Source organism: Methanolobus tindarius DSM 2278, from assembly GCF_000504205.1.
Taxonomy (GTDB): Archaea; Halobacteriota; Methanosarcinia; order Methanosarcinales; family Methanosarcinaceae; genus Methanolobus; species Methanolobus tindarius.
Map to the genome: position 1 here is coordinate 1,269,153 of NZ_AZAJ01000001.1, position 20,954 is coordinate 1,290,106.

A 20,954-nucleotide genomic window follows, 5' to 3' on the forward strand; every position below is an offset into this window, starting at 1 on the left:
ACACATGTTCATATATCAATGTGACCCTTTTTCAAATACAAATAAAAAATAACAGGACGAGATAGAAAATAAACAATACATAATCCATAAAACTGAATTTCAGAACATACATGGAACTGCGTGAAACACCGGTATAACATCTGCTTTCCATGGCAAGAGCAACTTCATCAACAGACCTTAAAGACATCTTCACAAGCGGAACGGTCAGAGACATGATGGCTTTTACAGGTTCCCTTTTTATATCCAATCCACGTGAGATTTGAGCGTCCCTGAGATCCCTGAAACTATCAAACAACATTGGTACAAAATAAAGAGATAGTGACATCATCATTGCAAGGTCATGAGAGGATATTCCCATGTATTTTAATGGCAAAGGCCTGAGAAGCCTTTCAACACCTGCAGTAATTCCGGCAGGTGAAGTAGTGGCTGTTACCAGAGCGGCAAAAAGGATCAGGAAAATAAATCTCAAAGAAAGGATGCTTCCATGGAGAAATCCTTCGTAACTGCCTTTCAGCAATCCGAATTCAAAAACAGGTGTTCCTTCTGTGAATAGAACCTGCATGAGAAATATGAATGAGAAAAAAGGAATCATTGGACGCACAGACCTTACGAAATGAATGACAGGAAGCTGACAAGCAACTATGATTGTTACAAAAATAACAGCCAGCAATGCCATTATTTCAACGGATGATACTCTGAGAATACAAAAACTAATGGCCATCAGTCCTACTATCTTTGTCCTCGGGTCAAGCCCATGAAGGAAAGATTTGCCCGGCACGTAAGAGAGAAAAAGATCATTCATTCTCATGCACCTCTTTTAATTTGAAAAACCTTATAATCTCATTGAAAGCATCATCTACAGAACAAATATTATTGGTTACATCAAACCCGCATTCCTGTAATTCTTTCATCAGGGAGCTTATATCAGGAATAGGAAAAGACACTGACTTCAGGTAATCCTCAGGTCTTCCGCAAAAGTCAACGCAGCCGTCATTTAGAAGAAGTACCTTATCAGCAAATGGAAGAAAATGGTCTACCTGATGCGATACTACAATTACTGAGATTCCTGAACTATGAAGCTTTTTAAGAGTTGAGAAAAGAGATGATCTGTTATCAGGATCAAGACCTGATGTAGGTTCATCAAGAACAAGATATTCAGGCCTCATGGAAAGAACACCTGCAAGAGCGACAAGACGCATTTGGCCACCACTAAGGGAAAATGGTGAAAGGTCCTTGATATCCAGACTGAGACCTGCAAGGATGAGAGATTCATTTACACGTTCTTTAAGCTCATCACCTTTCAGACCAAAATTTGAAGGTCCGAAAGAAACATCTTCAAAGACGGTTTTTCCAAAAAGCTGCCTTTGTGGATACTGCATTAACAGGCCAATTTTTGAACGCAGCTTTTTATTTGTAGAATCAAGCCCGTTTATTTTTACAGAACCGGCTTGTGGTTTTACCAACCCGTTTAAATGACGGATAAGAGTTGATTTTCCTGAACCTACCTCTCCGGTAATAAGGATAAACTCACCCTTTTCAATAGAGAAACTTACCTTATCAAGAGCCTTTTTTTCAAGGGATGTACCTTTGTTATAGAAAAAACTGACATCCTTCACTTCAATCGACATAAAGCCTCCCGAAGTTCATCTTTTGATAAAGGTAAAAAGGAAGGAGGAATTATTCCGGCATCAAGGAGCTTTTTTGATAATTCAATAATTGGAGGAGCATCAAAACCAAAACTGCCAGAACTTATCTTCGCGATAATCTCCCGTGGATTTCCATTCTGGATTATGTGACCATTTTCCATTAGCAACAGCCTGTCTGCAAGGACAAGTTCCTCAACAAGATGAGTCACATAGATTATAGTAGAACCTGCTTCATGCAACTGTTTTAACAAGAAAAGTATGTCTTTTTTGGATTTAGAATCAAGCATGGAGGTCACTTCATCAAAAAGTATTACCTCCGGCTCCATTGCAAGAATTGAAGCAAGAGCAACTTTCTGTTTCTGACCGCCACTGAGAGTCCTGGGAGTTTTGTGCCTATATGCTGACATCCCAACAGATTCAAGTGCTGTGGATACACGTCTTTTGATCTCAGAAGATGGAAGACTAAGGTTTTCAGGACCGAATGCGATATCATCCTCAACTGTCATTCCAATGAATTGGGATTGAGGATCCTGAAATACCATTGCTGCTATCCTGCGAATATCCTGAAGTTTTGACTTATCTGAAGTATCCATTTCTTTTACTGACACGGAACCTTCGGTAGGTAGTAAAAGTCCGTTAATATGTCTCAACAGGGTTGATTTACCACAACCATTCTTTCCGGCAATGGCTACAAATTCACCTTTGCGGATGTTCAGAGTTATAGAATCAAGGGCCAGTGTGCCACTTGGGTACCGATAACTCAGGTTTTCTATTTGAATCATGCTACTTGTCAAGTGAATATCCGGAGGAAATTACTGCAGCGGCAATAAGTTTCAAAACCGCACCGGGTAAATATGGCACCATTCCAAGAGCTATTGCCTGTGTGAGACTCAGGTCTGCAACATTCATAAGCTGAAGTATTCCGAAAACATAGATAACCAGAAGTCCTGATAACATAATAGCAATGTTCAGACCTATATTTTTTGTTCCTAAGCGGTCGGACAGATAGCCTATGATAAAAGCCCCAAACATGAACCCAATAAGAAAACCACCTGTTGGACCAAAGATCATACCCAGACCTGAACTACCACCGGAAAATACAGGCAGACCTGCAATTCCAAGAAGCAGATACACAAGCACACTGATTGTTCCCCATCTGGCGCCTAATATAGCACCTGTCAGTAATACGAAAAAAGTCTGCAATGTAATTGGGACGGGACTTATGGGCACAGGTATCTCAATATATGCACCCACAGCCATCAAAGCAGCAAAAAGAGAGGCAAAAACCATTTTTTTGATGTTGTGACTGTCATTATAGTGGAAATGATTTTCTTCCATATGTACCACCATTCGCTTTTAATATATATTGTTAACTACTGGAAGAGCCCTTTGGTTTACAATAAATAATAATCTTATATGAAATGGTAAGCAAGCGAAAGAAAATAAGAGCAAAAATAGAATTGCTGTGCAGGAAAAGCCTGCACAAAAAAGATTTACATATCCATATCAGGCTGTGGCATACCTGGTGGCATTGCGCCGCCTCTGCCGGTTGCAGCCACAACATCGTCGATCCTGAGGATCATTACTGTTGCTTCTGTTGCTGCATTAATTGCCTGGGTCTTAATTCTGAGTGGCTCAAGGACATTGTTCTCATACATGTCTACAACCTTTCCGGTGTAAACATCAAGACCCATGTTCTTGTTACCCTGCTCGTGCTGTGCACGGAGGTCAATAAGCTTGTCTATTGGGTCAAGACCTGCATTTTCTGCAAGAGTCTGTGGGATGATCTCAAGTGCTTCAGCAAACTTACCGACTGCAAGCTGCTCTCTGCCCTTAAGTGTTGCTGCATAATCCCTGAGTCTGAGTGCAAGCTCGATTTCAGGTGATCCGCCACCAGCTACAATCTTTTTATCTTCCAGTGCTACACCGATAACACAGAGTGCATCGTTAAGTGCACGTTTAAGACTGTCTACAATGTGTGTTGTACCACCGTGGAGAATGAGTGAAGCGGTCTTGACTTCCTTGCATCCAAGCAGGAATGTCATCTTTGAGCCGTGGATTTCACGCTCTTCTACAACTTCAGCTGCACCGAGGTCTTCTGTCCTGATATCAGTTACATCCTGGAACAGGGTTGCACCGGTTGCTTTTGACAGCTTCTTGAGGTCACTCTTTGTGATCCTTCTGCATGCGTAGATACCAGCCTTCTCAAGGTAGTACTGTGCAAGGTCATCGATACCTTTCTGACAGAATACTACATTTGCACCGCTTGCAACTATTTTGTCGACCATTTCCTTGACCATCTTTTCTTCCTGCTCAACAAAAAGGTTCATCTGATCAGGTGAGGTAATCTTAATCTCTGCACTCTTTTCTATCTTCTGGAATTCAATAGCAAAGCTTGCAAGGAGAATCTTTGCATCCTCGATCTTCTTTGGCATGTTTGGCCTTACTCTTTCCTTGTCAATCACAAGACCTGTGACAAGTTCTGTGTCAAGAATACTGCCACCATCACGCTTTTCGATTGTGATATCGTCAACATCTACCTTGATACCTTCTTCTGTTTCTTCAACAACTGAAAGTACCGCATCAAGAGCTTTCTCTGCAAGGAAGTCTTTGTATTCACCTGCTGCTTTTCCTGTGAGAGCTGTCTTTGCCAGTTTCATCAGGGTTTCCCTGTCATCTGTGGAAACGTCGATTGTGATGGTCTTCAGGATCTCAACAGCCTTTTCTGCTGCATGTCTGTATCCTGCTGAGATGATTGTTGGGTGAACACCTTTATCCATAAGCTCTTCTGCCTTTGTAAGAAGTTCTCCCGTAAGTACCGCTGCGGTTGTTGTACCGTCACCGACCTCATCATCCTGTGTCTTTGAAACCTCAACTACCATTTTTGCAGCTGGGTGTTCAATATCCATTTCCTTGAGAATTGTAGCACCATCGTTTGTGATGACGATATCTCCAAGTCCGTCAACAAGCATCTTGTCCATTCCTTTTGGACCAAGTGTTGTCCTGACTGCTTTTGCAACTGCTTTTCCTGCAAGGATGTTAATGCTCTGTGCATCCCTTGCACGGGACTTGTTTCTGTTCCCTAAAGCGTAAGACTGTCCTGCCAATTTTTAACCTCCTAATAATCATAACGTTCTGTAAGTTAGAAGTAAACATTAGTTTGATTTTAGTACTCTCTATGGTACTGCTCAATCTAAATGCAGGCAGTTCTATATAAAGCTAACTGCTTGATTTTTGACTTTCAACACAAAAATAAGAATACAAATAAAGACAGGCTTATCTATAAATTTAATAATATCAAATAAAAGAAGAGAGATTATTTTCTCCCATAAATCTTGTTTAAATGTGCAAGCAGCATATAATAGAAATGATTCTTGTAAATAATTTCATCGGGTATATCAAAGATTGCCATTCCACCTGCATTCCACGAGACTGTCGTTACAATTTTTCTTTTTTCCATTTCATCCATTACCTGTTTTAGCAATGATAAATCATCAACTGTTTGCCGCCAGTCGCCTGCATGAACATCCGATGATGCGGAATTTTTTGCAAGTTCCAGTTGCTGGAAAAAGAACATGTAAACCTGAAAGAGATGAATATCATCCTTAGAAAGCTCAATTAGTCCATTTTTTGCGTCCTGCCGTAATACTTTAAGAATTAACGGAATGTCAGAGGATTGAAGAATATTCTTTTCTATTTTTTCAAAATATATGTTGATCTCCTGCATACTCATATTTTCACACCCGGGAAATAAACCCGGTTAAAAGATGAGCTAAATACAAATAAGAATTGCCCACATCCAATAATAAAAAAGTGAAACGATGCAAAAATGCATCGCTAAATAATCTAAATAACTTATGAAATTCAGAGTTTCTCGGCAATCTGCACTGCATTGAGTGCTGCACCCTTAAGAATCTGGTCACCACACACGAAAAATTCAAGACCATGGTCACCAAACACAAGGTTCTGCCTGATTCTGCCAACTTCCACATCATATTTCTTTGTAGCAGTTATTGGCATTGGATAAACATTGTTAGCAATATCTTCCTTAAGTTCAACGCCTTCAACTGAACTTAACAGTTTCTTTGCATCATCAGGGTTTACAGGCTTTTCAGTTTCAATTACAATGCTTTCAGCATGCACCCTCATGGTTGGAATTCTTACACATGTGCAGCTTATTGGCATTTCAGGTTCAGAGAAAATCTTCCTTGTTTCCCAGACGACCTTCATTTCCTCACGGGTGTAGTCATTCTCCTGGAAACTGTCAATATGTGGAATTGCATTGAATGCAATAGGATAAGCGAATACCTTGTTGCCGACTTCTTTACCTTCAAGGTAATTGCGGGTTTCTTCAGTAAGTTCACTCATACCAGCGGCACCAGCTCCACTTGTAGCCTGATAAGTACTGATAAGAACCTTTTTTACACCGTACGCTTTGTGAAGTTCATAGAGAGGGATTGCTGCAATTGCTGTTGTACAATTCGGGTTTGCAATAAGTTTTGAATCTCCGATTGCATCTGCATTAATCTCAGGAACCACCAGAGGAACTTTGTCGTCGTACCTGAAAGCACTGCTGTTATCAATAACATAGCACCCTGCACTGGTTGCCTTTTCAGCATTTTCTTTGCTCCATCCACCACTGATTGCGAAAAATGCAATGTCCATTTCGGAGTAATCTGCCTCATCGGCATTTTCAATGGTAATCTCACCGAATGGAGTTTCCATGACTTTGCCAGCACTTCTTACCGAGGCAAAGAGCCTTAATTTTTCAACCGGGAAATTCCTGTCGTTCAATACCTCAATAATTTCTCTACCTACTGCACCGGTAGCACCCATAATTCCTACTTTGTAAGTCATAATAATATCATCCGTCAGATTGCAGGGATTTACTGTAAAACCAATTAGCTAAATAAGTTTCTGATTTACTTGCATCGTTACTGCAAATCGGCTTTTTTCTGACACTATCATATATATTGAGTAATATGAAGATTGTCCTTGTTTATATTTAGAAGGCTTTACAGGTTTTAAGATTAAAACTAATATTTAAACCGAAAAAACAGGAAAAGAAGGGCAGAAAAACTAAAATAAGCACAAAGCCAGCATTTTCCTGTAACAGTAGATAGCTATTGCTTTGTTAAAGGGCGATAACGCCTGTAATGGACATTATTAATGATTCAATAAGAAACCAGGGTCTGTATGCAGGCTGTTTTTACGAAATTTATCATGTGGCATCTGAGTTCAAATTCCTGTTCGGAAAGATCATCTGTCTCCATATATCTGCAGAACATTTCCCTGAACTCATCAAACTTTTCTTCATCTTGTTTCTTCATAAATTCCCCTCGAATTTACGTTCATAGAGCAATTCTTAATAATTAAGATTTATCTATATTCATTATATAAAAATATTCTGATGCGGGTTTCTATATAGGCATATAGAAATACTGGAGAAAAAAAATGAAAAAAGCAGAGTTTCAGGTGATTTTACTCTCCGCCCAAGGGCACAGTTTTTTGAAATAAACATATTGCCACAAATCAAATTCTGATTGGACTAAGAACATTCTATTCCAAAAATCATCATTTAGAGAAATATCCGACCGACTTTATTAAAAATTTATAAATAGCTTGTTTTTCAAGGGATACATGGTAGTATATACTATCATGGTGGTTAAAATATGATAACATATTTGAATAAAAGTAACTTTGTTTTTAAATTTACCAGAGTCGCCTTTGTGGCGATGGTAATTTTAATGATGCTAGGAGTGCAAGCTTCAGCTTGTGTAAGTGAACATAAATATAAAATAGGTGACAGAGTCTGGAATGACCTTGATAAAAATGGTGCACAGGACTGGGACTACAAAAAACACTGTTTTGCAGAACCAGGAATACCAGATGTTACTGTAAAGCTGTACAAATGTGACAATACTTTCGTAGAAAGTACAACAACAAACTCAAGAGGATATTACAAGTTTGAAAATGTGGAGCGCGGTGACTACTATGTCTTATTTGTGCTTCCGGAAGATTACACATTCAGTCCGAAAGACAAGACAGATTCTCGCTATGACAGTGATGCTTACACAAACGGAAAAACAGACTGTATAACGGTATCTCGAGATATATGTACAGTGGATGCTGGAATGTACTGTGAACCAACTCCGGAACCTGCTGGTGTAGGTAACTATGTATGGAATGACCTGAACCTCAATGGTTTACAGGAAAGTGGCGAGATTGGTATGGAAGGAGTTACCGTTAAACTCTATACCTGTGAAGGGGAGCTGGTAAATACAACAGAGACCGACAAAGACGGATATTATGAATTTGATGACCTTGAAGCCGGAAGCTATTATATTCAGTTTGTAAGCCCTTCTGGATATGTATTCACCACGGCAAACCAGGGCGATGAAGATGAAGACAGTGATGCCGAAACCGGTGGTGTTACAAGTTGCTTCACACTCAATGCCGGAGATTATTACAATGTTGTTGATGCAGGTCTGCATAGTACTGAGCAGGAAATCCCTGAATTCCCAACAGTAGCAATCCCAATGCTTGCAATCGTTGGACTTGCATTTGTCTTCGGACGCAGGAAAGAGTAATTATTACTCATTCCTTTCTTTTTTAATTTTTGTTATTGAATAACCTGCATAGCAGAATATTTATACATTTGATCATTGACTTTAGACCATGCAGGAAAAAAGATATCCAAAAGGTCATTTTGTAGCAGCCGGTATGCTCATAGGTCTGCCACTTGGTATCCCCATTGGAATGGTGTTGGGAATCTTCGCCATTGGACCGGCAATAGGAATTGTTCTGGGTCTTGGAGTGGGGTGGTATCTGGAAAAGAAATATAATCCGGAACCATTGCCACTGGCACCAGAAGATGAAGACCAGAGAAATAAGATACTTCTGGTTTTAAGCTGTGTTTTCCTGCTGGGAATTGCTGCTTTTATTGCTTTGTTGCTCATGACTAATTGAAAGAAAGACATAAGCAATATTTCTGAAAACAATTATTTTATTCAGACGAATCAAAAATAAAAAGAGATGGTGTGGCAAATCACACCAAAAGTAAATTTGTTTATTCCTTATTTGCACTTTAGTATCAGCACTGCGGCAATTAGACCGAACACACCTACAAAGAACTCAAATCCAGGACTTGATTCTGAGCTTTCGGTTCCTGATTCCGTGGTTTCAGTATCCATAGATTCTATCTCTTCGATCTCCTCTTCTGACATGAACCTCTCACCCACGATCATTGGGTCTCCCTCATAACCAAGAGCTGCAAAGTCCATGACACCATCATCCAGATGGCACTCTTTACACTGAAGAGCGTCTTCTTTAGGAGCTACTTCGTGGTTTATACTTTCATATAATGAAGTCTCCACAAATTCGTACTGACCACTGTATGGCACATCCACATATTCCATTCCTGCTCTGGCTGCTTTATCCCAGTCATAGCTGGCCCAGTAGGAGTTCTCTCCTCCAAACAGGTCTGGAATTATAAGATAATTGTACTGTGCATCACTAATCTGTTTTGCAATGTGGATCTTGAACGGATATATCTTGGAATCACGGTCATACCGATCTCCAAGTGGAAGTGTCAGAACTGTGACACCATCGGGATCGACCTCATCTCCAAGGTAGTACTTGTCAAAACTGCCATTGAACCACAAATAGGTCGGTGTGACATTCATTCCCCATACGAATGAGCCTTTCTTCTTGTCATAAGTAGCTTTACCATATTCATCCGTTGGAATAGGATCTATATCCTGACCTGCCTGTGACCAGTCCCAGTACATTTTTGTCGGTACTTCACGGGCAAATTCCGGTATATGGCATGTCTGACATGCTATGGAATCAGAATGACCATCAAGCCTGTCTTTGAAAACACCCTGATGAGGTGTGTCTCCGTGACAATCAGTACATTCTACCCTGCATTCAGATCCTGGTACACCTGCAAATCTTCCTGCTATATTATGTGCCGTTGTCTTGTGGCAATTCTGGCAATCAAAGTCCATACCACCCATGTGGACATCAAGTTCTCTTGAAGGATCAAGCAATGCAGATGACATGTCACCATGCTTTACATTATCTCCACCGCCACCAAAGAAGTGACAGCTACCTCCACAGGTATCACGTGACGGACTACCAACACTCTGAGCTACAGCTACAAGATCAACAGAAGGATCAACTGCTCCTGCACCAGTTGGTATTTTTACATAGGTGCCTGTGGTCTCGTGACATACTACACAGTCTATGTTCGATTCATTTGTGAAGTCAAAAGTATCATCTTCCCATCCATATCCGGTGTGACAGGAAGTACAACGTGGTTCATTTGAAGCGATGGCAACACAGAAATTGTTGATTACTGTGCGCTTACCAAGCCCTCCATATGCTTCGTCTCCACAGCATTCTGAACATGTTGTCCAGAGCCAGTGAGTTGAGTTGAGCATGTCTGCAGCCTGTTGCGAGTGACATGAAATACAATCCGCAGTCACATCCGGTCCGTTTTCATAGGGCCCCGTAAGGAATGAGTGATTCAGATACGAAGCAGAAGACGAAAAGGACAGGACTATAACACAAGCCAGCAAACAATAAAACCCAATAAGGATATTGTGTTTAATGGTTTACCCCCTTTTACTTAATATATAAGCCAACCTTCTTAGTATATAAAGGTGAAAAGTATCAATATATAAATACAGGGAAATACTGCAAATTGCCAGCAGTTACACACTGTTAACACAGTATCATTTAGATATTAAATTAAAAGAAAAGAGGTAACAAAAAGAAATACAGGTGAAAAGTAAAAAGAAATAATCAGAATGCAAAAGTTTGCCGGTTCAGGTAGTATTTTGCACCTCTGCATAAATTCCTTGCTTTCTTTTGGGACTGTGAACCTTTGTTTTTGGTTTTTACAGCTTCTGGCTTTTTTGTACTATTATTTTGATTCCCGTTTTTCTTGTTACGGATATCAAACTTCACCTTTTTAATAGCCAGATCAACAGCAAGACCCCTGAGCATCCACCGAAGAGCTTGTGCCTGATAATATTTGTTTTTATCACGTTTTCCCGGGAAGGTTTCAATTACCATATTAGTAGCTCTCTTTCCTGCCATTTCCCTGAGCTCAAACAGATCTTTGTCTGAAAGGACATCTTTAGACGAGACGTGAAGACGTTTATACATAGCAGTTGTCGGAAAAGGAGTGGCATTCATTACAGCAATCTTTTTTCTCAGTTTGCCAATAGCAGGAGAGTTCCTTACATCAATCAGGAATTCACGGTCGTTCGGATATTCAATCCTGACTTTATGTTTGGTCTTTGAAAGCCTGTCAGCCTGCTTGTTCTGCATCCTTGGAACCCAGCGGAAATGAATGTCTAGCTCATATTCCCTGATGATGTTGGTAATATCACGATGGATGTGCCATATCTCATCATCCATTATCGGATAGATTCCACGCATCTGGTAAATCACGGTTTGACTGTCCCCCATTACCGTCAATGGACCCTGACCGTCAGCTTTGACATATTCAAGCATGCCTTTTTTAAGAGCAAGATATTCTGCAAAAAGAGCGTTGTTGCTGGTTTGTTTCTCAAGGCGGTCGTTTCCGAGTATTGAGAATGAGTTGTTTTGCAAGGTCACAACCCAACCTAACCCCATGCATCCTCCCGGATTAGGTGTGCATGAGCCGTCGAAGGTTATTGCATCCATGTTTATCGTACTTTAGAATGTATCTTCAATCGTACACAGGAATTTACCCTTGCAACATTATATTGGCTTAAAAATATATAACTGTGCCCCAGGTAAAGTATTGTGAAGTATATAGATAATTGACGCAAAAAAGGTTTTATTGATAAATTGTAATGAAAAATGCTTTCGAAAAACCAGAGTCACTTAAAATAAAAAATAGATCCCTTTATTAGCGGGATCTGTAATTTCAGTCAAACACATTACTGTTCTTCATCTTTCTTTTTTTTCCAGATGAATAGCAACAACATGAATGCCACCAGAATTATTCCTGAAAAGACCATTGTCAAAGTATTTCCATCATCATCTTTGATAGTATCTCCTGACGAAGATGAAGTGACCTGATATGTATCTATATCCTCTGTATTTTCACTGTTTTCAACAAATGAACTTTCAGCATTTACAGGTTCTTCAGGAGACTCTTCTTCTGTTTCTTCAGAACTCGCCTGCTCCAGTAATTGCTTCCTCAGATAGTACGGCAATCCATCATCATTATTTGATGTTGTCGAACTGGAGGAACTATAGTCTGCTAGAACTGCAAATGGCGAGAAACCAGAAACATTGTAAACAACGAAATAAGAGTAAGTGCCATCATCTGATAGTTTTGTAGGAGTATATGTTTCCCACACACCTGTCTTCAGATGTTTCAAAGCAACTGAATTTATGACAAGACTGCCACCATTGAGTTTGTCCAATACCCTGAATTCAATGTTCCTGCTATAACTATCATTGTTCACAAGCGTCTCGTTGCTGAAACCTATGTCAATATACTGGTACACATCATCATGTGTGAATCCGGCACCCGATACATTTATACTGGTTTTGTTCACAACCTCTACTTTAAGCAGGATTCCAGAAGGATTTTCTGTGGTATTGAATTCCACAAAAGTGATACTGCAATTCAATCCATTCTCATCCAGATCATCATCATAGGTTGTGTTTATCCTTACATAGGACTCATTTCCATAACTAGTTGTGTTCACAGACCCGTTTACTATAAAGGATATATCTTCTCCTTCATCAGTTGCAGATGACTCCGTAACAGTCCAGTCCCACGAATATGTGTCGTTTCTTCTGAGACTTGCATTGTTTACTACAACCGATATATTGTAGGAATCCATGAAGAAATCAGAGTCATTTATGTATTGACTGGCGTTAATCAGGCAATAAGAGCTATTACTGGTATTAACAATTGAAAAACCAGAACCACTTATCGGACTTCCATCTACAAGCCATTCAAAAGATGATAATAACGTGCTCTCAATTGTAAAATTGAGTTCTTCATCATACGTAGTCAATTGTTCCTGGTTCGCTGGAGTATATGTGAATTCCGGAGCATCCAGAATACCAAATGTCACGTTGACCTCAGAGGAGTTTAACAACGTATCGTTGGCATATACCTTGAATTTGGCTTCTGTGACATTATCAGATGGCATTGTGAATGACATACTGCTGGTGTTCACCATGCTTCCAATCTGTGTCCATGTACCATTGTAGAACCAGACATCATAGTAAATCTCATCACTCTCAGGATCTGTAGCATTTCCCCAGTTTACAGTTATTGTGTCGCCTCTTGCAACTGAATATCCATCCAATGGATTGGTGATATTGCCAGGTACGCCTGGTGCATCATTTACAGGTGTAATGTTAATTACTGCCGTATTTGAATCAACATCATAATTACTTTCTTTGAGAGTGATGCTATAGTTCTTTAATACCTCTGGATTATCATCTTCATTGCTGTATTCTATATTTTCAATTATAGATTCGACCATGGTGTTGTTTACAGCCATTGTATTACTAATCTCAAGAACAATTCCGTCTATGCAGAGATAAGAACCTATAGCTTGTCCACCACTGGCATCATAATTACCATTAAGGAAGGCAAACCGTACATTTGATCCTGCAACATTTGATGAAACATTTGCACTGGTTGTAATCCAGCCACCCGTATCTGAGCCTACATCGTGGAACAATTTCTGATATTCTTCATCATCGTCCCATACTCCGTCGTTGTTATCATCCCTGAATATAAAACCATACACATCGTACCAGTCTCCGGAGTCTGCTGCATACCAGTTTAGGGTTATACTATCGTTTTCAGCAGCCGTAAAGCCAGTACTTATGACCAGTGGACCATGAGCAGTTCCATAGCCACCATCCACATGTCCATCTATATCAAGTCTGAGCGCATAGCTTCCTTCATATATCGTGGACGACTGAACTGATGCTGTTTGAGGAACGTCATTAGCTCGATGATCATCATATAATGGGTCTGCATCTACATTCCCATCTGGAACATCGTCATCATCTGCTGGACTCTCAACCCATTCCTGAGCTGTTACACCAGTATATGAATCATTAATAATCCAGTTTGAAAGGTCCCCGGTCTCAAAGTTCGAATTTGATAATGGTGCAACAGCATTAAAATCAATTCTTAAGATTCCGTTTGAACCATCATATGTATTGTCAATGGTACCTATACGATTACCATCCCAATAGAGAGCATTTCCACTTACATTCAGCGAACTATTGCTCACAACCCTTAAAGCATCGTAACTACTAGAATTATCAGTTATATTTACTATTAGATAACCATCGGTGAAGTTATCTGTTGTTGAAGATACGGTTACTTCAGTGTCAAGCTTTTTCCACCCTTCCTGTTCTACATAGGAAACGTTGGTTAAAGTAGAGCCCACCCACGGAGTGGTAGACACTAAAAGACAAGAACATAGTATGATTCCTATAAATACTATACATAATGCCAATGATCTGATAGATAAATAATCAGTTACCAGTGACATTTTACTCGATGATTTTTTGTGGTTAATAATGGATAATATACCATACATAGCAATCCCTCTTAAGTATAAATGATATCCAGCCACTTATTCCAGAATATGAAGTTTTACACTACACATATCGTAGAATAATCGACACCTATTCTATTATAACTCTAATAATATTTAAAGATGAATATAACCATGCTGGTTCTTACTGCATTTGAATATAAATGATGGATAAGAAGAAATTCCAATCCGATGAAACAAGATTTTAAAAATGTATCCAGGATTAATAAGTCAGCTTTGCTCTAACTACCAAAATACCAAAAAAGTTATTTCCCGAATTTTATCAATAAAATCCCGCACAACATCAAGGTCTAATTGACTATCAGACTTTGAACACTCATCTTTGAGAGTCATATAAATCCTGATAGTTCGGAGGAACTGACTATCAACATCATTCACAGAACTTGAGTCATGAAGCATCTGAGCTACTTCAATAATTGATTCATCCGGACTGGTTTCCAGCCTATTCACTGCACAATATGTTTTGACATATCCCTCTAGGACATAAGAAGCGATATCATAAGCAGAACTTGCAAGTCCCTGTTCACATAGACTCTCAGCTTTTTCAAGATCTAATACTAAATTGTCTATAGTATGTGTTTTTTGTTGGAAATATCGGTTTGAAGCAACCATTGGCTTTATCGAATGAAGAAGACTTACCTGAGAATCAAAACAGGCAATGAATTCCTTTCTCAGATGATTTCGTTCGTTGGACTTCCTGATGGTGTCTTCCAGATTTATGAGACTTACTATCCTGTCATATAATCCTGTGAAAGATTCGTATTTATCATTCCTTATATGGCCTGCATATTTCCGGATAAGCTGCTTGCTGTCTTCGTACCATAAGTTGTATTTTTCAAGGAGGGTGCTTTGAAGAAGCTTGTTTTTGGAGTTTATCACGCAAATCCGGTATTCGACGTTTTGCATGCCTGTTGAACCGTCGTCAATACGTTTCATCCTTCTCTGGTTTGTACCGTCCAGAAGATCCATATACATTTTTTCGAGCTTTTCAGCTTCTTCAATGCATGTTTGAATATCCGGACTTTCCATAATAAGAGAATGGAAAAAATCGTATATAAACAAACGTAAAGAAAGATTACTGTGTAGCTTTGTTAGCGCGCATCAAATGCACAAAACATAAATAGACACAAACAAATCTTATTATTGGAGGTTTATAATATGCCAGATTTCGTATCGATAGATATGAAAAAACATAGCTATGAGAAAACCGAGAGGCACATAGCTTTGATTCAGGATGACATGGATCATTGTTGTACTCCATGTCGCTATGAATGTATTTCTTCGGCTATGCAGCAGCTTTACGACAACCACCCTCCTGCCCGGATTCAGACTCTTCTCTTGCAGTTTAAGGAGAAGTGCGAAAACCGTCCCAATGAAACTTTTGTCAGCAAGCTCAAAGAGCTTCTTTTTATGAACTAAGATATAGATATTTGAATGCTTTAGAAATGATTCCGGTAGAAGACTAATGTGGATGCTGCAGGTAGTTTAACTTTTAGACTTGCAGCGTTACTTTGTTTGCTGTTTTTTGTTCGGTGTTTATTGCGATTTTGTGTAATACTTATTCCAGTTTTTTCGAGCAGAATCCAATGAGTATTGGAACAAATATTCCGAAAAAGTAGCCAGTATAATGACCTACTGAATTTACGTAGGCTCCGTTATGCATGACTTCCTGTGGCACCAGATCAGGAAGTATGAACAGGAAATTTATGGCAGCTAGAAATACCATTAGAAGATAGGTTTTCTGGAGATGAGGAATTCTTTCCAGCCATTTCCTGATATCAAAGCGTGTCTGAATAACTTCGATTATGACATCTTTTTGCATGAAAACGAGTATCAGGGCGAATGTTATTATGAGTGAGTACTGAAATGTTTGAGCGGAGATATTCGTAAGAACTAATATGAGATTCATTACGATTATCAGGAACAGGAATGTGAGATTCATGTGCTTGCAACAGAATTTATGCAGGAATTTGTAGATGGCGTATGTCAGGTAGCCAAACATGGAGCTGACGAGTCCTGAAAATCCCTGATACGTTGTCTGAAGGCCTATCATTTCAATGGATACTGCCGATATTATCCAGGGTAAAAGCAGGAACATGAACATGGAATAAAAGCGGAAACTGCTCTTGTTGGTCTCAAAATTAAATATCAGAAAACATGCAGCTAGATAAGAGATTAGATTTCCTGTAAAGTGTGACAGGTTGCTGTGCGTATAGTTTGAAAGGAAGAACGAGTAAACCGTTATCTCAGAAGGATTCAATATGAAATACGCTTCTTTTATCCCAACCGGAAGTTCAAATATGACTAAAAGCAGCCCCGGCACCACCATAAAGAAAAACACCCAGTCCCATATTTTCCAGTTTGCAGCAAACAAATGTGTGGAAATTAAAGGCTCAACACGGGATTTCAGTGACTCGAACATTGTAAATTATATTATGAGTTAAAAGTAGATAGGTTTTTGGGAGCGGGGAAATAAGTCGATCACTGATTAATAGTGATGTAATTACTAATTTTAACAAAATTAGTAATTAATAGTTTTCAAAGCCAATACGGAATCATTTTAGAATACTGACTATTGTACCAAGGCAAAGGCAAGAGATAAAAGCGCCGCTTTTGGGGACGCATAGGCACATTTTCAATATGATACTTATTATAGTTGGATTAATTAGGAGAGTAATATCCAATAATTGAATAAGCAGTTATCATATTAATTGAACCTATCGTTATAATGCATACTGTTTGAATAATGTAAAGCAGCTTGAGGAATAAATTTAAAGATACATAAGTATATAAAATATATCATGGATGAAATTAATAGAAAATGCTGCATTTATGAAGCAATAAAAAATATGTTTGATTTCCACTGGGACAATACACGAGACATAGAAAGAAAAGCAACAAGCCTAATTGGTTTTGTTGGTATTATTTTTACAATAGGAACAGTAATCTTTTCAAACGTAGAACAAATCAGTCATTTTGGAATAATTTCCCTTGGCCTTGGATTTTTCCTTCTATTTGTAACAATAGTTGCCAGTGCTACAGTGCTTAAAGTAAGACTATGGCATTCAGGATATGATATAAAGGAGTTTATGGTCAAATCTAATCAATCCATGATAACGGAGGAGATTTTAGATTATTTGATAAAAGAATATATTGAAAGTTGTAATGAAAATAATAAAATGAATTACCATATATCTAAATACTTGAAAATATCGTATTACACATTTATTTTCGGTATGCTTTCCTTTGGAATATACATTACATTACAACTATTTTCAAATTGGTAAACATCAATAGTCCTAATATCTTTAATTTATTCCATTTTATTCCTTTCAACACCGTCGCAGTTTCAATATCCTTCCTTACAAGCTCCATTAAAGCCATAGCAATATCAGAGCATTTCTTCTCAACATCGTTAGCATCCTGACAGTAAGTATCATACCACACTTATAGCAGAGAATAAAGAGACGAAGCTAGTAAAAACTCAAACCTTCACAGAACAATAAGAAAAAAGCGTCCCGACCGAGACTTGAACTCGGGTCTAAGGCTCCGCAGGCCTCAAGGATATCCGCTACCCTACCGGGACATTGGGGTTCATGCACTAATGTCTTTCTGGCATATAAAGATTATTGATAATAGGAAGGACATGTAAGCTTAAAAATGTACGTGTGCAATCAATAAAAGTTAAATGCTGCAAGAATGATTACTAATCATGTCGATGACAATAGGACTTGCAGGAAAGCCAAATGCAGGCAAATCCACATTCTTCAAGGCTGCAACACTTGCAGACGTCGAAATTGCAAATTATCCATTCACAACTATCCATGCTAACAAAGGAGTCACATACGTAAAAGCAGAATGCCCATGCGTCAGCCGTGACAAACGCTGTGGCAACTGCAGTGACGGCATACGTTACGTGCCAATTGAACTTATAGACGTAGCCGGACTTGTTCCTGACGCACACCAGGGACGTGGACTTGGTAACACCTTCCTTGACGATCTCCGTCAGGCACAGGCCATCATTCACGTAATAGACGCCTCCGGTGCAACAGATATTGAAGGCAATCCGGGAGATGTTGGAGACCACGACCCGCTCGGAGATATCGATTTTCTCAACCACGAGCTCACAATGTGGATCCACAGCATCATCATGAGGAACTGGACAAAACTGTCACGCAAGATACAGGCAGAAGGACTTAACATCGAGCATATACTTGCCGAACAGCTCATGGGAGCAGGAGTTAACGAGCAGCACATCAGTGAAGCGCTTAACCAATGCAAACTGGACAGGAACCACCTCACCAAGTGGTCCGAAGAAGACATAGTTCATTTCTGTGACGTCATCCGTTCCCTGAGCAAACCAATGATAATCGCTGCAAACAAAATGGACGTAGCACCACCTGAGAATATCACAAATCTACAGGCACTTGAGCAGATAGTAGTGCCGACAAGCGCAGCCGCAGAGCTTGCACTTCGTTCCGCATCCAAAGGCCAGGCAATCAAATACGAGCCAGGGGACAAAGACTTTACCATCGTCTCAGAAGAACTTAGCCCTGCGCAGAAAAAAGGACTTGAGAACGTACGCATGCTCATACAGAAAACAGAAGGTACAGGCGTGCAGAGGTGCATAAACAGCGCAGTATTCGACCTTCTTGACCTTATCATCGTCTATCCCGTAGAGGATGAAGGCAAGTGGACCGACAAGAACGGGCGCATGCTGCCTGATGCATTCCTCATGAAAAAAGGGTCAAATGCACATGACCTTGCATACAGGGTTCACTCAGATATCGGAGACCGTTTCCTCTACGCAGTTGATGCAAAAACAAAGATGCGTCTTGGTGAAAAACACGAACTCAATGATGGCGATGTTGTCAAGATAGTCTCCACTGCAAAATAAGTCCAAACCACATTTGAAATAATATTAAGAACAATACAGGCTTCAGACCCACAATGAGCTTTGTAACATCTCTCTACGAAAAACACCTGATGCAGCAGATCAGCAAGTATCCCATACCGGAACACGTGTCTCTGGTAATCTCCGAGACTGATCTGCTCTATGCTGATGGTTTCAGGAAACTCAAGGATTATGTCACCTGGTGCAGACAGACAGGCATCAAAATGACAAGCATCTACATTGAAGTTCTTGACACTGAAGAGACACTCAAGTCCCAGATAATAGAGAAACTCACATCAAAGCTCACTGAATATCTCACAAAAGCACCCGGAACTATCGGATACCAGATATTCGGAGAGAACGGAGAACTTCAATCCGAAAGAAAAGGAAAAGACTTTCAAATCTACATATCAGTTGGATTTGGAGGTCGCAAAGAAGTTACAAAAGCTGTAAGGGATATACTCGAAAAAGTAAAGGAAGGAAAGATTAAAGCATCCGAGATAAGTGAAAAGGACATTGAATCCCGACTTACAGTCAAACACGAACCTGACCTTTTCATTCGCTCAGGTGGAAAACACCTTTCTGATTTTCTTATCTGGCAATCCATTTATTCTGAATATTATTTTACCGATGTGGACTGGCGCAGCATCAGGAAACTTGATATCATCAGAATAATCAGGGATTTCCAGAAGCGTCAGAGACGTTTTGGAAAATAGATTTAAAAAAACAAAAAACAAACTAATCAGATATCTCTGCACATTACAATGGCATTATCATCAACATAGTAGCCGTCTATCCTGCCCTCAACCTTAAAACCGTTCTCAGAGTAAAACAACTGGGCATCGATGTTTTTCTCCCTGACCTCAAGTGTCATCCTTTCAAAACCATAGAGCTTTGCAAGGTCAATGCACCAATTAAGCAGTTTGGAGGCAATTCCCTGTCTTCGGCAGTCCTTATGGACGGCTATACTCTGAAGATGTGACCGGGTTCTGTCCTCTGAAGTTCCAATTATTACATAACCAAGTATCTGCTCCTTTTCATATACCAGAAAACCAGGATTGCTAAGATGTGCCTTGAAAAGAAAATCGGGCCACGGAACCTCAAAAGAACAATCCTCTATCTCAACAATACGCGGAATATCGGATAACTCTGCCCTTCTAATGACAACATCTTTCACTGTATGCACACCTGGATGTAAGGATTAGTTTTCCTTTCTGTGAGCGCTACTATTTATAGAATACATACTAAAAAGTTGCCGATGACTTACGGAGTAATCATCTGCACTAAATGCAGGGAGCATGTACAGATAATAGAAGTTGGCAGCAGCAAGACAACACGCTGCCAGAGATGCAATGCCAGTCTGAACACCAGAAAACTGCGTGTTTTTTTCACATCAGATGAACTTGAAGAGACTATCTCAGTCAGAACACAGATACAGGCACAGCTATCCGGAACCGGGACTCTGGGAAAATCCCTGGATGCTTTAGCAGAAGAATATTTCCGCAAACACCAGACATTTGGAAATGAAATTGATGAAAAAGCTGCCTGCCTTATAGATAACAGGAAAATACCAAAAAAGAAAAAAGCAGATGAACTGATAATCGGCATACTTGTGGAAAATAACAATCAGATGAATCAGAATGATCTGAAAGAGAAAGCCCTGAAAATGGATGTTAGTGAAGAGCAGTTTAATGATATTATCAAAAAACTGCTGATGGCAGGGGAACTTTATTCACCATCAAAAGATATTATAAGAATAGTATGACCTGTTTTTGAAATTCAAAATTAACCATTTTAATTATCATTTTG

Annotated in this window: 21 protein-coding genes and 1 tRNA gene; 7 read left to right on the forward strand and 15 right to left on the reverse strand. The window is 39.5% G+C overall.

Annotated elements, in window-relative coordinates:
• Positions 1-31: 31 nt before the first annotated feature.
• The 8 genes from METTI_RS06225 to METTI_RS15730 all read right to left on the reverse strand — a co-directional run bounded on the left by METTI_RS06225 (position 32) and on the right by METTI_RS15730 (position 6,976).
• Positions 32-802, reverse strand: a complete 771-nt coding sequence (locus METTI_RS06225; RefSeq protein ID WP_023844972.1) for an energy-coupling factor transporter transmembrane component T family protein — start codon at positions 800-802, stop codon at positions 32-34.
• On the reverse strand, positions 795-1,628 hold the full coding sequence (locus tag METTI_RS06230) for an ATP-binding cassette domain-containing protein (protein WP_023844973.1): 834 nt from the start codon (positions 1,626-1,628) through the stop codon (positions 795-797). Before METTI_RS06230 ends, METTI_RS06225 begins: the two co-directional genes overlap by 8 nt.
• A complete protein-coding gene (locus tag METTI_RS06235; protein ID WP_023844974.1) occupies positions 1,613-2,428 on the reverse strand; it encodes an energy-coupling factor transporter ATPase in 816 nt (271 codons plus the stop codon). The genes METTI_RS06230 and METTI_RS06235 overlap by 16 nt, the downstream gene beginning before the upstream one ends.
• A 1-nt stretch (position 2,429) precedes the next feature.
• Positions 2,430-2,984, reverse strand: a complete 555-nt coding sequence (locus METTI_RS06240) for a biotin transporter BioY (protein ID WP_023844975.1) — start codon at positions 2,982-2,984, stop codon at positions 2,430-2,432.
• A 155-nt stretch (positions 2,985-3,139) separates the two neighbouring features.
• A complete protein-coding gene (gene thsA, locus METTI_RS06245; protein ID WP_023844976.1) occupies positions 3,140-4,753 on the reverse strand; it encodes a thermosome subunit alpha in 1,614 nt (537 codons plus the stop codon).
• Between the two features lie 209 nt (positions 4,754-4,962).
• Positions 4,963-5,379: a hypothetical protein gene (locus METTI_RS06250; protein WP_023844977.1), complete on the reverse strand. Its 417-nt coding sequence runs from the start codon at positions 5,377-5,379 to the stop codon at positions 4,963-4,965.
• A 131-nt stretch (positions 5,380-5,510) separates the two neighbouring features.
• Positions 5,511-6,503 (reverse strand): aspartate-semialdehyde dehydrogenase, encoded by a 993-nt coding sequence (locus METTI_RS06255; protein WP_023844978.1) that lies wholly within the window; start codon positions 6,501-6,503, stop codon positions 5,511-5,513.
• A gap of 317 nt (positions 6,504-6,820) precedes the next feature.
• Positions 6,821-6,976 (reverse strand): hypothetical protein, encoded by a 156-nt coding sequence (locus METTI_RS15730; RefSeq protein ID WP_023844979.1) that lies wholly within the window; start codon positions 6,974-6,976, stop codon positions 6,821-6,823.
• A gap of 417 nt (positions 6,977-7,393) precedes the next feature.
• Here METTI_RS15730 and METTI_RS06260 point away from each other — a divergent pair, with 417 nt between their 5' ends.
• Together METTI_RS06260 and METTI_RS06265 are read left to right on the forward strand one after the other, a co-directional pair.
• On the forward strand, positions 7,394-8,236 hold the full coding sequence (locus METTI_RS06260) for an SdrD B-like domain-containing protein (RefSeq protein ID WP_048135222.1): 843 nt from the start codon (positions 7,394-7,396) through the stop codon (positions 8,234-8,236).
• A gap of 88 nt (positions 8,237-8,324) precedes the next feature.
• Positions 8,325-8,615 (forward strand): hypothetical protein, encoded by a 291-nt coding sequence (locus METTI_RS06265; protein ID WP_023844981.1) that lies wholly within the window; start codon positions 8,325-8,327, stop codon positions 8,613-8,615.
• A gap of 107 nt (positions 8,616-8,722) precedes the next feature.
• On the opposite strand, the gene METTI_RS06270 is transcribed toward METTI_RS06265, so the two are convergent.
• From METTI_RS06270 to METTI_RS06285, 4 genes are all read right to left on the reverse strand, one after another.
• A complete protein-coding gene (locus tag METTI_RS06270) occupies positions 8,723-10,228 on the reverse strand; it encodes a tetrathionate reductase family octaheme c-type cytochrome (RefSeq protein WP_023844982.1) in 1,506 nt (501 codons plus the stop codon).
• A gap of 226 nt (positions 10,229-10,454) precedes the next feature.
• Entirely contained in the window at positions 10,455-11,345 is an 891-nt protein-coding gene (locus tag METTI_RS06275; RefSeq protein WP_048135223.1) for a ribonuclease HI family protein, read from the reverse strand.
• A gap of 239 nt (positions 11,346-11,584) precedes the next feature.
• A complete protein-coding gene (locus tag METTI_RS06280) occupies positions 11,585-14,098 on the reverse strand; it encodes a PGF-pre-PGF domain-containing protein (protein WP_048135224.1) in 2,514 nt (837 codons plus the stop codon).
• A 378-nt stretch (positions 14,099-14,476) separates the two neighbouring features.
• Entirely contained in the window at positions 14,477-15,280 is an 804-nt protein-coding gene (locus METTI_RS06285) for a hypothetical protein (protein ID WP_023844985.1), read from the reverse strand.
• A 129-nt stretch (positions 15,281-15,409) separates the two neighbouring features.
• On the opposite strand from METTI_RS06285, the gene METTI_RS06290 reads away from it, so the two are divergent.
• Positions 15,410-15,670, forward strand: coding sequence for a hypothetical protein (locus METTI_RS06290; protein ID WP_023844986.1), 261 nt, complete (start codon positions 15,410-15,412; stop codon positions 15,668-15,670).
• Positions 15,671-15,809: 139 nt separating this feature from the next.
• Here METTI_RS06290 and METTI_RS06295 read toward each other — a convergent pair whose 3' ends face one another.
• A complete protein-coding gene (locus METTI_RS06295; protein WP_023844987.1) occupies positions 15,810-16,673 on the reverse strand; it encodes a hypothetical protein in 864 nt (287 codons plus the stop codon).
• Between the two features lie 379 nt (positions 16,674-17,052).
• Here METTI_RS06295 and METTI_RS06300 point away from each other — a divergent pair, with 379 nt between their 5' ends.
• Positions 17,053-17,538 (forward strand): hypothetical protein, encoded by a 486-nt coding sequence (locus METTI_RS06300; protein WP_023844988.1) that lies wholly within the window; start codon positions 17,053-17,055, stop codon positions 17,536-17,538.
• A 227-nt stretch (positions 17,539-17,765) separates the two neighbouring features.
• Here METTI_RS06300 and METTI_RS06305 read toward each other — a convergent pair.
• Positions 17,766-17,837, reverse strand: a tRNA-Arg gene (locus tag METTI_RS06305).
• Between the two features lie 126 nt (positions 17,838-17,963).
• Between METTI_RS06305 and METTI_RS06310 the strand changes: the two genes are divergently transcribed.
• Positions 17,964-19,148, forward strand: coding sequence for a redox-regulated ATPase YchF (locus METTI_RS06310; RefSeq protein ID WP_048135228.1), 1,185 nt, complete (start codon positions 17,964-17,966; stop codon positions 19,146-19,148).
• 53 nt (positions 19,149-19,201) lie between these two features.
• Positions 19,202-19,861 carry an undecaprenyl diphosphate synthase family protein gene (locus METTI_RS06315; RefSeq protein ID WP_023844990.1) on the forward strand — a complete coding sequence of 220 codons (660 nt, stop codon included), beginning with the start codon at positions 19,202-19,204 and terminating at the stop codon, positions 19,859-19,861.
• Positions 19,862-19,887: 26 nt separating this feature from the next.
• On the opposite strand, the gene rimI is transcribed toward METTI_RS06315, so the two are convergent.
• The gene (gene rimI, locus METTI_RS06320) at positions 19,888-20,322 is read right to left on the reverse strand and encodes a ribosomal protein S18-alanine N-acetyltransferase (RefSeq protein ID WP_023844991.1); all 435 of its coding nucleotides are present in this window, start codon (positions 20,320-20,322) and stop codon (positions 19,888-19,890) included.
• 81 nt (positions 20,323-20,403) lie between these two features.
• Here rimI and METTI_RS06325 point away from each other — a divergent pair, with 81 nt between their 5' ends.
• On the forward strand, positions 20,404-20,910 hold the full coding sequence (locus METTI_RS06325; RefSeq protein ID WP_023844992.1) for a DUF5817 domain-containing protein: 507 nt from the start codon (positions 20,404-20,406) through the stop codon (positions 20,908-20,910).
• Positions 20,911-20,954 lie beyond the last annotated feature (44 nt).